The 13,638-nt window shown below is 57.3% G+C and carries 13 protein-coding genes; 4 read left to right on the forward strand and 9 right to left on the reverse strand.

Annotated elements, in window-relative coordinates; all coding sequences use genetic code 11:
* The 9 genes from ACNKID_RS00400 to ACNKID_RS00440 all read right to left on the reverse strand — a co-directional run.
* A partial coding sequence (locus ACNKID_RS00400) for an energy-coupling factor transporter transmembrane component T family protein (RefSeq protein WP_417911452.1) occupies positions 1–605 on the reverse strand: 605 nt, incomplete at its 3' end.
* Positions 606–628: 23 nt separating this feature from the next.
* Positions 629–1,405 carry a DUF4198 domain-containing protein gene (locus tag ACNKID_RS00405; RefSeq protein ID WP_417911453.1) on the reverse strand — a complete coding sequence of 259 codons (777 nt, stop codon included), beginning with the start codon at positions 1,403–1,405 and terminating at the stop codon, positions 629–631.
* A 69-nt stretch (positions 1,406–1,474) separates the two neighbouring features.
* Entirely contained in the window at positions 1,475–2,128 is a 654-nt protein-coding gene (locus ACNKID_RS00410) for a hypothetical protein (RefSeq protein WP_417911454.1), read from the reverse strand.
* Positions 2,125–2,730, reverse strand: a complete 606-nt coding sequence (gene cbiM / locus ACNKID_RS00415) for a cobalt transporter CbiM (protein WP_417911455.1) — start codon at positions 2,728–2,730, stop codon at positions 2,125–2,127. Before cbiM ends, ACNKID_RS00410 begins: the two co-directional genes overlap by 4 nt.
* A 123-nt stretch (positions 2,731–2,853) precedes the next feature.
* Positions 2,854–3,507 carry an ATPase gene (locus ACNKID_RS00420; protein ID WP_417911456.1) on the reverse strand — a complete coding sequence of 218 codons (654 nt, stop codon included), beginning with the start codon at positions 3,505–3,507 and terminating at the stop codon, positions 2,854–2,856.
* Complete coding sequence (locus tag ACNKID_RS00425) at positions 3,494–4,249, reverse strand: hypothetical protein (RefSeq protein ID WP_417911457.1); 756 nt, start codon at positions 4,247–4,249, stop codon at positions 3,494–3,496. The genes ACNKID_RS00420 and ACNKID_RS00425 overlap by 14 nt, the downstream gene beginning before the upstream one ends.
* A gap of 164 nt (positions 4,250–4,413) precedes the next feature.
* A complete protein-coding gene (locus ACNKID_RS00430; RefSeq protein ID WP_417911458.1) occupies positions 4,414–5,025 on the reverse strand; it encodes a transposase in 612 nt (203 codons plus the stop codon).
* Between the two features lie 324 nt (positions 5,026–5,349).
* Positions 5,350–7,959: a pentapeptide repeat-containing protein gene (locus ACNKID_RS00435; RefSeq protein WP_417911459.1), complete on the reverse strand. Its 2,610-nt coding sequence runs from the start codon at positions 7,957–7,959 to the stop codon at positions 5,350–5,352.
* A gap of 15 nt (positions 7,960–7,974) precedes the next feature.
* Complete coding sequence (locus ACNKID_RS00440; protein WP_417911460.1) at positions 7,975–9,060, reverse strand: LptF/LptG family permease; 1,086 nt, start codon at positions 9,058–9,060, stop codon at positions 7,975–7,977.
* A gap of 106 nt (positions 9,061–9,166) precedes the next feature.
* Here ACNKID_RS00440 and ACNKID_RS00445 point away from each other — a divergent pair, with 106 nt between their 5' ends.
* From ACNKID_RS00445 to ACNKID_RS00460, 4 genes are all read left to right on the forward strand, one after another.
* Positions 9,167–10,741, forward strand: coding sequence for an ASKHA domain-containing protein (locus ACNKID_RS00445; protein ID WP_417911461.1), 1,575 nt, complete (start codon positions 9,167–9,169; stop codon positions 10,739–10,741).
* 171 nt (positions 10,742–10,912) lie between these two features.
* Positions 10,913–11,953 (forward strand): DHH family phosphoesterase, encoded by a 1,041-nt coding sequence (locus ACNKID_RS00450; protein WP_417911462.1) that lies wholly within the window; start codon positions 10,913–10,915, stop codon positions 11,951–11,953.
* 139 nt (positions 11,954–12,092) lie between these two features.
* The gene (locus ACNKID_RS00455; RefSeq protein ID WP_417911463.1) at positions 12,093–13,337 is read left to right on the forward strand and encodes a glucose-1-phosphate adenylyltransferase family protein; all 1,245 of its coding nucleotides are present in this window, start codon (positions 12,093–12,095) and stop codon (positions 13,335–13,337) included.
* Positions 13,334–13,638 (forward strand): sugar phosphate nucleotidyltransferase (locus tag ACNKID_RS00460; RefSeq protein ID WP_417911464.1); only part of this gene is annotated, 305 nt, incomplete at its 3' end. The genes ACNKID_RS00455 and ACNKID_RS00460, both read left to right, overlap by 4 nt.

The raw sequence follows: 13,638 nt of genomic DNA on the forward strand, positions 1-13,638 counted from the left end.
GCCGCCCGGTTCCAGCTCTGCACAATGACCATGCCGAGCAGGTGACTGTAGGTGCGGTAAGTGCGCAGGCTGGTGCAGGGCTTGAAGCAGCGCAGCTCCGCCGCCCGGCGTAGACGGAGGAATTCCTCGTGGATCAGGCCGAGATAGCGGTAGGAGAAGAGGAGGAGCAAACAGAGGTTCTGCTGCAAGTGAAGGGCTTGCAAGCCCTGCCCCAGCCGGGCTACTGTGGAGGTGGAAAGCAGGCTGATGAAAAGCAGCACTGCCGCGTTGCTTTTTACGGTGATCAGCGCGGCCAGCCGCAAGCCATTCAGGCTCAAATCAAACCAAGCGAAACGGACAGTCTCTGCGCCGCCGTAGGTCAGCGGCAGCAGCAGCCAGAGCAGGAGGTTGAAGCCGTTGACCACCACCAGCCGCCGGAACACTGCGGCCCAGCGCAGCCGTGCCGCTGCTGTCAGCAGCAGAGACAGCAGCAGTCCGGCCAAGGCAGTGCGCGGCTGCTGGCAGAGGGCGAAAATCAGACTGAGAACACCCGCGCTGATCAGCTTGCCGCGCGGGTCGGCCTGATGCAGGGGAGAGCTGCCTGTGCTGAATTGCTCAAAAGTCATATTGAACCCTTTGCCAGCCGAGCTTAGTTGCTTTTCTTGTATTCATCCAGATAAATCCACAGCACCGCGCCCAGCTCCACGCCTTTCTCCTCGCCAGCCGGGTTCTTCAGCTTGTAGTCCGCCTCGTTGAGGGCGGCGAAGCCCCACCAGCCGGGCTGCGGGCAGGTGAAGGTGAACACGCCGTTCTCGTCAGCTTTGACGAGCTGGGCGACGTGGTAGTCGCTCGGTGCCTTGAATTTTTTATCCTTGTTGTACAGCTCCACCTCGACTTCCGCGCCAGGCACTGGCTTGCCGTTGAGCAGCACTTTGCCGGTGAAGCTGTTTCCTGCATAATTGCCAAAAGGCCGGGTCATAGGCACGATCTCGGTGGCGATGCCTGCTGGCTCATCCCAGCCCTGATCGTCGCCGAATGCGGCAATAATTGTTTTAGTATAGTGGATGATGCTCAGATCTTCGGCTGGCTCCCAGTACGGCTGCGGCTCCATGACCAAGCTGTACACGCCCGGCCTCTTGATGGTGATGTCTGTCTTCCACGCCTGATGCTCCATGACCTTGCTCTCTTTAAGCTGGGGCAGCAGGTCTGTCTTCTCTTTGCCGGAAAGCATGTAAAACTGCTTCGGCTTGACCATGTCCATGCCGATCATCTCGAAGGGATGGGAGAAGGACGCATCCACGGTGATGTCTTTCTTCTCCGGGGTGACGATGTTCTCCGAGGGAATGACCATGCCGAAGTGGGCGAAGGCTTCGCCAGTCAGCAGCGCGAGGAGGGCGGCGGTCATGGCTGCGGCTTTGATCTGCATTTGTTCTGCTCCTTTTTTTTGATGGATTAAGAAAAGACAGGCGGGATTCCGCTGAAGCGGCCCGCACTTTCAGCAATTCTTTGTTCTGCGGCTCTGCGCCCAAGCGGCGAGGCCAGCCAAGCCTATCAGCCAGCCGATGCCGCCAAGGATGTCGCGCAGGGTAGGCTCCGGGTCAAGGCTTTCCGTGATGCTCTGGCGGATGGGAGAAAGGCCCTTGCTCAGTTCCTCAGCCACAATGCGCCGGATCTGCGGCTCGCCGCATCCTGCGGAGGGAACTGCGGCCTGCGCAGTCTGCGCCGCAGCTTCAGCCGGAGCAGGCGCAGACTCGGCAGGCGGCGGCGCGGCGGCGGCCTCAGCCGGAGCTGACGCATCGCCTGCCGGGGCGTATTCTTTCGCTTCCAAACGCCATTCGCCGCGATGGCCTTCGCCGCCGTTGGCCACGATCAACACATCAGGCCGGGCTTTCAAGGCCTCCTCCGGCAGCGTGAAGCGGAAAGCGCCGTTCTCGTCGCAGACTGTTTCTACCAGCACAGTCTGATCCGCTGCATTCTGCACGACGATTTGCACATTCTTCGCTTTGCGTCCGCCGTTGAATTTGACTTCGCCGCGAATCTCTCCGCCTTCCGGCCAGGCGAAGACACTCAGTTTGTGCGCCTGCGCGGCCGGCGGCAGCAAAAGCAGGACAACAGCAAGAAAGAAAACGAGCTGGATAAGACGGTTCATGACATGCTCCGCAGTTGAAGAATTTCTGGCTGCACCTTGGCGATGAAGCCGACGATGAAGGCAGTGACAAAACCTTCGATGACCATCACCGGCACGTTGGCGGCAATCATTGTCTGCGCGGTGGCGATGAAGCCTTCGTCAGAAAAGGCGAGCGCCAAGGCGGTGAGCAGCGAAGAGAGCAGAATGGAAAGAAAACCTGCGGCAAAAGCGGCTCCGGGCCGTGCGCCGGGCTTTTCCAGCCAGCGGCGGAACAGAGCGCGGCAGAGCACAGCAGGCGCGGCCATGGTCACGGTGTTCACGCCCAAGATGGTCAGACCGCCGAACTGGAAGAAAACCGCTTGCAGGAACAGGCCGACGAGAATAGCTGGAAAGCAGGCCCAACCCAGAGTCAGACCAAGCAGCCCGCTCAGCACCAAATGCACGGACCCAGGGCCGATGGGTACATGCACCAGGCTGGCGACAAAAAAGGCTGAGGACAGCAGAGCCGCAGGCATGATGCTGTCAAAATCAAGACGGCGCAGGCCCAAGACTGTTCCGGCTGCGGCCAGCGCACCGCCGCCGATCAGCACCGGGGCGGAAAGAACACCTTCGGAGATATGCATGGTTGTTTAGAGGGAGTATTATCTGACACGCATTGGTAATATTGATGCGCTATCATCCATACCCCAACATGGCGGCCATGTCAAGTGGAAGATGTTTTTTTACAGGAGGAAGCTGCGTGAATGTCAGCTGGAGAGTTCTTGCAGAAAGGTGCGCAGCCCTTCCAGCAGGACGAATCTGCCCATCGGCACGATCTCGCAGGGAAAGCAGGCGATAAAAAGCGGGTTGTCGCACAAACCGCCGGAGAGATGCAGCCGCTCAGGCGAACCGGCGAAGCGGAAGGCGTTGCGGGCGATGCCGCGCACAAACTTGGCCGTCGCCTCAGCTTCTGAGCTGCCTGCGGCGACCGCGTCAAAGATGCTGCTCAGGCCGAGCACGCCGCAGGTGACGGAGAAACCGCTCTCCGGCGCAGGAACTGCGGCGTAATCAAGGCGGTAATATTGGGCCAGCAGCTCGATGGTGAAGCCCATCGAGGCCCCGCATTCGGCGTTCCAGCCCATGTCTGCCGTCTCGCCGTCTTGGAAATGGACAAACTTGATGTCCCGGCTGCCGCAGTCAAGCAGGGTGAAGTCCGACTCGGCGATCATCCGCCTGCCGCCCTGCGCCAGCGCGGTCAGCTCGTTGATTGTGGCTTTGCTGCGCCGTTTGGCATTGTGCCCGGTGCCGATGTCCGCCTGAAAATCGCGGGGCAGCTCGCGGGCCGGGATGATGCGCGGCGCAACATCCCGCTCAGTGTCGAGCAGCTTGCAGTAGGAAGTGCCGAAATCAGCCAGCAGCACGACCGCCTCCAATCACGCCGGACAATTCCAAGAACGCCTCAATCTTTGCCCGGACGCTGGAGCTTGCGCTGACATCGCAATCCACCCAGAGCGATTTCGGATGCCGGGCGGCAAGATGCTTGGCCAGCGCAGTCTTGGCGCAGAAGGACTGGGCGAAGAACACCGTCGGCACAGCAGGATTGCAGCAGGATTCCAGCTCCAGATCAGCCGGGGTTTTGTTTTCCATGCAGCGCGTCCAGCCGTAGATGTGGGTGCTGTCTGGGAAAGGCGCAAGGATGGAGAAGTCACGAGGCGGCACGCCCCAAAATCCGGCGGTCGGCGCACAGGACGGCAGCGGCTGCGCAGGCTGGCAGCTCTGCACGCCCTTGGTGATCCGCCGCATTTTCTCAATCAGCGGCAGGCTGCTTTGGCAGATGGGAAAGCCGAAGCCCTGCGTGTCGGTGTTGCGGGTGGTGATGACCGGGATGCGGAGGATGTCTTTCAGCACAGCGGCCACATGCAGGGCGCAGTCGCATTTGCCCGGCCCGACATCCACATAAATCCGGTCAAGGCGCAGGTTGAGGGCGTTGAGCAGCACGGTGCGCAGAACAGCGCAATACACCCGTGGCAGGTATTGATCGCTCTGGTCTATGGGCAGAAAAAGCTGCGGCTCGTCAAGATCAACGATGGCCGCCTGCGCCTCGTTGAGCTGGCGGATGATTTCCAGCGGCGGCACGCCGACGATGCCGATGTGTTCAGGCATGTTCAAAAATAGGCAAGTCCAGAAGGATTGATTTCAGATTCGCAGCATGTTCCGCCCGGCAGAACTTCTTTCCTGCCGAACAACAGCTCTTTATTGTCGAGCAAAATTCTTTTCTTGTCAAACAAGACTTCGTTGCGGCCTAACAAAACCCCTTGCGCGTCAGTCTAAGTTGATCCTGCAAGAGGCATGTGCAATTCATCTGTTGCCCATAACGCGGGATTGCTGCGGATATATTCTCGAACGCCGCTCAACTCTGCTTCATCGCGGATGACGCGTTCGTAGAAATTGCGCTGCCAGACCTCGTAAATATCGGTGTGCTGCCGCATCCATCTGGTCACACCGATTTTGAATCCCCGCACGATGGAGCCGATGGTCTTTGATGTGCCGTGTAGGGGCAAAAAATCTTTTGCCCCTGCTGGTTGATGTTCAAATCTGGGCGAAAGGTTTTTCGTCTCTGCTGGTTCGTGCGCCGAATAGGGCGAAAGATTTTTCGCCCCTACATTGTCGTCATGAATGAAAACAATCCCATGCATATGATTCGGCATCACAACCATTTCATCCAATGCCGCATGAGGAAAATGCAGCGGAATATCGCGCCAGCATTGTTCCGCAATCAACCCCGCATCATTCAACCGCATTTGTCCGTTTTCAATTGCGCCGAAGAGGCATTGCCGTTCTTTGGCGCAGATGGTGACAAAATATGCCCCCGTGCTGGTGTAATCATATCCCGGCAAACGGATGGAACGGCGGTGATGGATGTCGGGATTGAATGGCATAGCCGTATCATTCTCCTTGTAGGGGCGAAAAATTTTTCGCCCCTACTGCCCCTTCTTCTCTAATTTCCTCCTGCGGCATGTAGGGGCGAACCTCTGTGTTCGCCCAGGATTGCAGGATAACTGCCTGCGTTGATAGATGCCGTTTTTTGGCGAATCAAAAAACCTCCCTTTTATGTATAAGAATGGAACCTTTCTATATATAAGAATGGAACCTTTCTATATAGTAGAAAGGAGGTATTTTGATTCACAAAACCTACGCATTTTGAAAGCAAAAACCTATGCTGTTTTTCAGGCAGGGGGTCGGGCAGACACAGGGGCCTGCCCCTACGCCTCCTTCTTCTCCAAAATGGTGCCTGTGAGAATGGCACCCGTCAAATCCGCTCCCTCCAAATTGGCCCCTTCAAGTTTTGCATCTCGCAAATTCGCAAAACTAAGGTCTGCCCCCTTGAGATTCGCTCCTGCAAGGTCTGCATCTTGCAAATTAGCCTTAGCAAGATTCGCCTTTTCAAGATTAACCTCGCTTAAATGTGCATGTCCAAACATTGAAAACATCAAGTTTGTGTTCTTAAGGACAGACATAGAAAAAAATGCTGAAATAAAATTTCGTGCTTGAAGTATATAGTTAGATAAATCCAAAAATCCTAACCAGCATACAAGATCACTCATTCCCCTCACCCGCGAAACCCAGTTCCCGAAGGCAACATCTGACTCCAGCTCCAGCCTTGAAATCTGCTTGGTCAGATCGGCAATATGGAAATGCACGGCCAGCAAAGCTGCTTCCGCATTCCGGGCCAAGCGGAGATGCTCCCTAAAGCCTTTGCTCAAGAAGGCAGCAGGGAAAGGCAGACCCTGATTGATGGTGTAACTGAGCAGTTCTCGCACCATAGCCTGCAAGACCAGCAGTTCCTCCTGCGTCATCGCGCGGAACTCGTTGCTGATGAAGCGCAGCAGATCATTGTCCATCCACGTGACGGCGCAAGTAGCAGTCCAGCGTTTCAAGGCTTCCTTTTCATCCCATCCTTTACCAGGATTTTTCTTGTTGCGCTGTAATTCATCTTGGATATCCAGAAGAAGGTGTACAATCCTCCGGGCAGTCAGGTATTCGCCAAAGCTCTTATGGGTGAACTCAAAGGTCGGGTCGCCGTCTTGGCGGTGGTCGCTCTGCCGGAAGTAGAAGGCGGTGAGCAGGCGGGTCACGCCCGCTTTTGCTCCTTCTTGGAATTGCTCCAAATAGCGTTCAATGCCGCCTGTTTTGCACTTCTCCCGAATCCCGGCAACCGTGGCTGTGCGCCCGTCTCCATGCCATACCGCCAAAGCGATTTCCTCCAAGACCCGGATGAACTGTTCTTCGTCAAGTTCACTGACACAAGCCCTGCCTTTGCCGCACTCTTCATACTGACGGCAATACACCGCGCGGATAAGGTCGGCATAGATTTGATTCAGCGTGGTCTCGTCGGTAAACTTGATGGTCTTGCGGTCATAACTGAGAGCAACCAAGTAATTGAGCAGCGGCTGGGCCGTGATCTCATCCAGATGCTCCTGCGCCAAATCCGCAGGCAGGCCCGCATAGTCTTTGCCCGCAGCCGCGCCGTACTGCCGCCACCATCGCTGCCGCTGATCTGCGGCAAGCCGCTTGTCCGGGTCGTGGTATTGCTTCCGCTCCTCTTCGGCAATGAAATACGGCAGCACATGAGTTATCTGCTTGGCCTCGCGCAGCTTAGTTTCCACCGATTGAATGGCAATAGTCCGCCCAGTGATAATGACCCGCCGGTGCTTGTGATAGCTATTACATTCCCGGATGCGATTCAGCACTTCCTCCACAAAGCTGTTCGCTGTCTCCGAGGCTGCTTTGCCTTGCAGAGCCAGTTCATCCAAGCCGTCAAAGATGATCAGCAAACGATCTTTGCCCGCTTTGGCATCAAGCGGATTTCCACTCAGGAATGGATTGTTCCTGATATGGCTCTCCATTGCTGTGATCAGGTTGTCCTTGGCATCAAAGAGATGCAGGGGGATGTACAAGCAGGGGATGTCGGTTTCTCTGGCAATCTTGGCGGCGAATATCTTGGCAAAGGTGGATTTGCCCGAACCCGGCCCGCCGCTGATGAAGCGCACTGCTGGGCCGTCTGCGAAGTTGTGCAGCCAAGCGCGGAACTCCTCTTCCAAATCCACCACAATCCGTTTGGCCTTGGCCTGCTGCGGCGCAAGCTCCGGGTTGCTCTCCTCGTCCCGCTCCTTTTCCTCATAATAGGCCCGCAGCGGCACATAAACCTTTTCCACGCCAAAGGCTTCGGCAAACATCCGCTCGCTGACTTGGCGTTGCAGCCATTGCTTGTAGAGCTGCCATCTCCGCGCCTCTTCTGTGGCGCGGGTGAACGGACTGTCGAAATGATTCCGCAGCTCGGCGTAGTCCAGCGGTGCCTTGCGCCATGTTTCATGCAGGGCAAAGACAAAGTAATCCCGCAGGCGGCAAGCAATCTGCTCCGCATCCGCTTTCTTGGCACCCAAGCCTTGCAGCCAAGCAGCTAAAGGGCTGCGCAGCTGCTCCAGCAAAGGCAGCGCATCTGGCTTATTAAAGAATTCTGGGCTGATCGTTACTTCCGCCTTGCCCATTTCCTCTTCAAAGCGGGTGGAAAGCGTTTCCAGCTCTTCCTCATCGGGGCGATTGCGGAACAGGTCAGCGTAGTTTTTCACCAGCTCAACAAGAGCGGAGGCCAGCGAGCGGGAAATGAGCAGCCAGGCCAGTTCTTCTGGTTTCTTGCTCAGGCCAAGCGCATCGAGGGTGTCTACGGCAGATTCTCCAACACCGCCCCAGTCTTTAAACACGCCCTTGGCCAGCATCTTGCCAATGCCTTGCAGGAACTTCTTTGGCTCAAGGCTGATGCTCTTGTTCCAGACAGAAACCGGCTGGCAGATTGTCAGTTCATTGCTGTTCATCGTGTTCACGCTCCGTCACATGTCTTCCTTCATCAGCAGGAAAAGCCCTGCTGCGGCCACGATCAGATGCACCGACAGCGCGGCGGCCAGCGGATTGAAATACGCCGCTTTGGCCAGCGATTGCAGAATCACCCACACGCCCCAGCAGGCGAAGGCCATGCCGCAGCTCACCGGCACGGCAAGAGAGAGGTCGCGGCCCCATTTCCGATACACCAGCAGCATCAGCGGCAAGCCCAGCAGCAGCAGCGGCAGACCTAACAGGATGTACGACACCCGGCCATAAAACTCCGTCCAAGCAGCGGCTTTCTCCTCCTTGCTCTGTTTGCCGCGCAAAGCCTCGCGGTATAGCTCAAGGATGGACAGTTCGCTGCTACGGAGCTGCGGGAGAAAGAAATCCGCCGGTTTCTCCTTGAAGGGGAAGCTGCGCCAGGCGAAAACATCGGTTTTGAAAGTGCCGCCGCCCTGCGCGGTCTGCACTTGGCCGTTGCCGAGCAGCCATATGCCTTTCTTCCAGACCGCACTGCTTGCCGCAATCAAGACTTGCAGCTCGTAATCCTTGTTCCACGAGGCGTAGGAGAAGAAACCGTATTCGGTCTTCTGCGGATCAGGGCGGGTGAAAGAGTAAAAGGTGCCGTCGCCCTGATAATAATACCGGCCGCTGCGGTAGATGCCGAGCGGCATCTGGCCTTTGACCTCGCGGTACCAGATTTGGGAGGTCTGAGCCGCTGTTTTCGGCAGAACAAACTGCGACAGGGCGAGCAGCAGCAAGGTGGCGGCGATGCCTGCGGCGACAAGCGGGGTCACAATCTGGCGCAGGGAGACTCCGCCCGCCTTGAGCGCGGTCAGCTCGTTGGAATGATTGAGCACGCCGAGCGTCACAACCCCGGCAAGAAGGATGCAGACCGGCCCCATCTGCTCGACCACAAAAGGGATGGAGAGCAGGAAGAACTGAGCCACCAAGGCCATCGGCTTGCCCTTCTCCATGAAGTTGTCGATCTTTTCAAAGAAATCGATCAGAATATAGAGCGCGATGAAGCTGAGAACCAGCAGGAGGATGTTCTTGACGAACTGCTTGAGAATGTAGCGATTGAGGAGATTCATTGGCAGCAAATGGCAGGAAAGGTTGTAAAGGCGGAGTGTTCCGCCCCTGCCGCAATTTTTTACCCTCTGCAAGCTGTTCCGTCAAGCAATTACCCGGAGAAGACGCATGTCAGTTCCCTTAGCTATAGTGCTGCCAGTTGCCGCCGCGCCGCCCAGTCTGGCTGACAACACCGCTGACCTTGACCGGCTGAAAGCTGCGTTGAGCGCAGCTCTGCCGACGGAGCTGGCTGGCCTGCCTCTGCGGATTCCCTTCTCCCGCATGGCCCTGCTGGCAGCGCAGTTCCGCGCTGCCGGGTTCAAAGGCTGGGCGGTGGCGCACAATCTGCCCGGCCAGCTGGAGCTGACCGATTTTCTGGCGGAAGAGCCGCAGCAGCTGCCGGGCATTGCTTTGGATCTGGGATCAACTCATCTTGAAGCTAGCCTGATTGACCTCCGCAGCGGAAAAACGCTGGCACCACGCCGCACCGCGCTCAATCAGCAGGTGGCATACGGAGCAGACATTCTCACCCGCATTCATTGCGCGACGAAAGAGGACGGCCAGCACCAGCTTCAGCAGGCGGCGGCAGCTTCAATCAATGGGCTGATTACCCAGCTCTGTCAAGAGAACGCCGTTCCGCCGGAAGCGATTCGGGCGGCGGTCATCGCGGGCAACACCACGATGAGCCATCTGCTGCTCGGCCTCAGCCCGTATCACCTCTGCCGCGAGCCGTACACCCCGCTGTTCAATGCCGCTGATCCCTTCTTGGCGGCAGAGATCGGTGTGAAGCTGCATCCGCAGGCGATGCTCTGGCTGCTGCCAAGCCGGGGCAGCTATTTTGGCGGCGATTTGATTGCCGGCATTCTCGCCACAGGCATTGATCAAGCCGAGCAACCCGCGATGCTGATTGATGTTGGCACCAATGCCGAGGTGGTTCTTGGCGGCAAAGACTGGCTGATTGCCTGCGCAGGCGCAGCTGGCCCTGCCTTGGAAGGCGGCGTGGCGCGGATGGGGATGCGGGCCGCGCCTGGCGCGATTGAGCAGGTCAGTATTGACCGCGAGCACTGGCGGCTGACGTGGCGCAGCATTGCTGATGCGCCGCCAGTGGGAATCTGCGGCTCCGGTCTGATTGATCTTGCTGCTGAGCTGTATTTAGCGCGGATTATTGATCTGCGCGGCAAGTTTCAGACAGAATTTGCAGGGCAAAGCGAAGGGCAGCGCAACGTTGTCCAAGAGCGGCTGCGGCAGTGCGGGGAGGAACTGGCCTTCGTGGTAACAGACGGTGTGGCGGTCAGCCAGACCGATCTGGACGCGATGATGCGTTCCAAGGCGGCGATGTATGCAATTTTAGAGACCTTGACCGCGCAGGTCGGCCTGTCCTTCGAGGAGCTGGAGCGGATTCATGTGGCTGGTGCCTTTGGCGAGCACATCAGCCCGCGTCACGCCATCATATTAGGAATGCTGCCGGATGTGCCGCTGACCGTTTTCAACCCTGTCGGCAACACCTCGCTGGCTGGGGCAGAGCAGCTTCTGCTTGATCACACGCTTTGGACGCGGACGCAAGCGGTTTGCCGCAAAATCACCTATCTTGAGCTGAACGTGAATCAGGATTTCATGATCCGCTTTTCTGGCTCACGATTCATCCCGCACACCGATCCTGGGCGTTTTCCTTCAGTGCCAGATTTTTCGCGGCGGCGGGAATGACGGGCCGAATCAGTGCTGGGCGGAGAGCCGCCGTTTTTCTTGCTGCACGAAAGCCTGCTTGCAATTTTTCGCCACACTGTGCTACTATGAGAAAAAATTGCCGGGAAGCCTCAGGAATCCTATGCGTTCCTGGGCTTGTCCTGTTGTGAAAAAACTGCCGCAGGTGCCTTCTTGAAGCAGATTCGACTGGAGAAGATCGCAGGTGTTGTCAACCGCAGCGAAAAAGGCCGTTCTTCCGCACTGAACCGCCTGAATGCCTTTTACCAGCTCTTCAGCCGCACCGATCAAGTCCTGATCGTCATTGTCGCTGATCCTGACTCGCTCGCCTGCGCGCTGGCGGTGAAGCGGCTCCTCAGCTACCGGGTGGGCAGCGTCACCATCGGCTATCCTAATGAGATCCGGCGGCTGAACAATATAACCATGGTCGAGCGGCTAAAAATTCCCATCGAACGACTGCACACCCTCCAAATCAACGACTACTCGAAAAAAATCTTGCTTGACTCCCAGCCCACTCACAATCCCTGCTTTGAGAAAATCTCGTTTGACGCAGTGATTGACCATCATCCGATCACCAGCGGCTGGGATGCGAATGTGAAGTTCATTGACATTCGCCCAGACTATGGCGCAGTGGCCTCGATGATGATCGAATATTTACGGGCAGCTAACATCACCCCGTCGGTTTCTTTGGCTACAGCATTATATTATGGCATAAAAGTTGACACGCAGAATTTCGAGAAAAAGAATCTCCAGCTCGCCGACGGCATCTCCTTCCGCTATGTCTTCAACCTCGCCAACCGTAACTTGGTGCGCAAATTCGAGCTGACTGAGCTGCGCCGCTCTGAGCTGAAATATTTCAAGACTGCCCTGAAAGAGGTCAAGGCCAGCAAAGGGCGGGCCTACGCGCACATCGGCAAGGTCAGCACCCCGGACGTGCTGGTGATCATTGCCGATTTTCTTAACCATGTTGATCAGTTCGACTGGGTGCTGGTCTCAGGCTGCTGTTGCGACAAGCTGATTGTCATTCTCCGCTGCGACGGCTACCGAAAGCACGCGGGCAAATTCGCCCAGAAGACTTTCGGCGAATACGGTTCCGCCGGCGGTCACCGCGAGGCGGCACGGGCAGAGCTGCCGCTGAAGAACCTGCCGCCCCGGCGCGAGGGGCAGGAATTCACCACCGCGGCCCTGATGAAAATCGCCACCCGTCATTTGTGACCTTGCTTTCACTCGGTTTCCCTTTGTCCTTTTCCTGCCGCCGCAGTATAATTCGGCTGCGGAAAAGACGGCCTTCCTGCGGGCTGCCGCTGTTTCCGCAGGCAACATCCCGAAAGTCCGAACTTCAAGAGAGTCTGAGATGGCAATGCCTTCTACGTTGGCGATGATTCTGGCCGGAGGCCGCGTTGACGAGCTGGGTGTGCTCACCCACTACCGTCCCAAATCCGCTGTTCCTTTCGGCGGCTTCGCCCGGGTGATTGACTTCCCCCTGAGCAATCTGATGCGCTCCGGCATCGAGCGCATCGCCATCCTCAGCCAATACCGCTCCTATTCGCTGATCAACCACATTGGCACTGGCGCAGCGTGGGACATGATCGGCAGAAACCGGGGCATTTTCATTCTGCCGCCGTTCAAAGATTATTATAATCCGCACTGGTATCGAGGTTCGGCGGATGCAGTCTATCAAAACCTTGATTTTGTCCGCCATCACAAGCCAGGAGAAATTCTTATTCTCTCCGGTGATCATATTTATTCAATGGATTACCGGCAGCTCATCCGTTTTCATCATGAGCAGGATGCCGACCTCACCGCCGCCTTTATCAAAGTGGAAAAAAAGAACGCGGCCCGGCGCTTCGGCGTGGCGGAAATCGCCGCTGATTGTGCTGAAGGCGGGCGGCTGCTTTCCTATGAAGAAAAACCGGCGGAACCCAAAGGCGAATGGGCTTCGCTCACCGTGCTTTGCTTCAAACCGCAGGTGCTCTGCGCGGTGCTGAAGGAGAATCAGACTGCTGAGTCCTATGAGTTTGGCCGCGACATCATCCCGCTGATGATGCAGCGCGGCATGAAGGTTTTCGGGTATAAATTCAACGGCTACTGGGGCTATACCCGCACTGTTGATGAGTACTGGCAGACCTCGATGGACCTGCTTGGCGAAAACCCGCTGATTGACATGGAGCACTGGGGCCTGCGCACGAACTTGGAGCATCGCAGCATCCGCGACTGCCAGCCGCTCAAAGTAGGACAGGACGGCTCATTGGACAATTCGATGGCCTACAACGGCTGCATCGTCGAGGGCACCGTGCGGAATTCCATCCTCTTCCCTGGCGTGCGGGTGGAGAAAGGCGCGGAGGTCAGCAACTCCATCCTCTTCTTCAACAATGTGGTGAAAGAGGGAAGCAAACTGGAGCGGGTGATCAGCGATGTCAACACCAGCTTTGGCAGCGACGTGCGGGCAGGAGCGGCTTGTGGCCGGGTGACGGTGATCGGCTGGAACAACCAAGTGCCGGACGGCATGGTGATCGGCGGCGGCTGCTCAGTCGTGCCGGAGATAGAGGCTGGAAAATGGCCGCAGCAGGGCTTGGCTGATTTGGAGGAGCTGCGATGAGAGACGCGAACGACGCGCTGGTGCTGCTGCTGGCTGGCGGCATAGGCAGCCGCCTGAATATACTGGTTGGCCACCGGGCCAAACCGGCGGTGCCTTTTGGCGGCATCTACCGGATCATTGATTTTTCCCTCTCCAACGTGATGAACGCTGGTCTGAGCCGGGTCGGCGTGCTCACCCAGTACAAGCCGCTTTCCATGATGCGGCACATCGGCAGCGGCCAGGCTTGGGACTTCACAGGCCGCAGCCGGGGCGTGGAAATTCTGCCGCCGCGCACCGGCGAGAAGGATTCCGACTGGTACAA

It is taken from the genome of Candidatus Electronema sp. TJ (assembly GCF_048287355.1).
Lineage (GTDB): Bacteria > Desulfobacterota > Desulfobulbia > Desulfobulbales > Desulfobulbaceae > Electronema.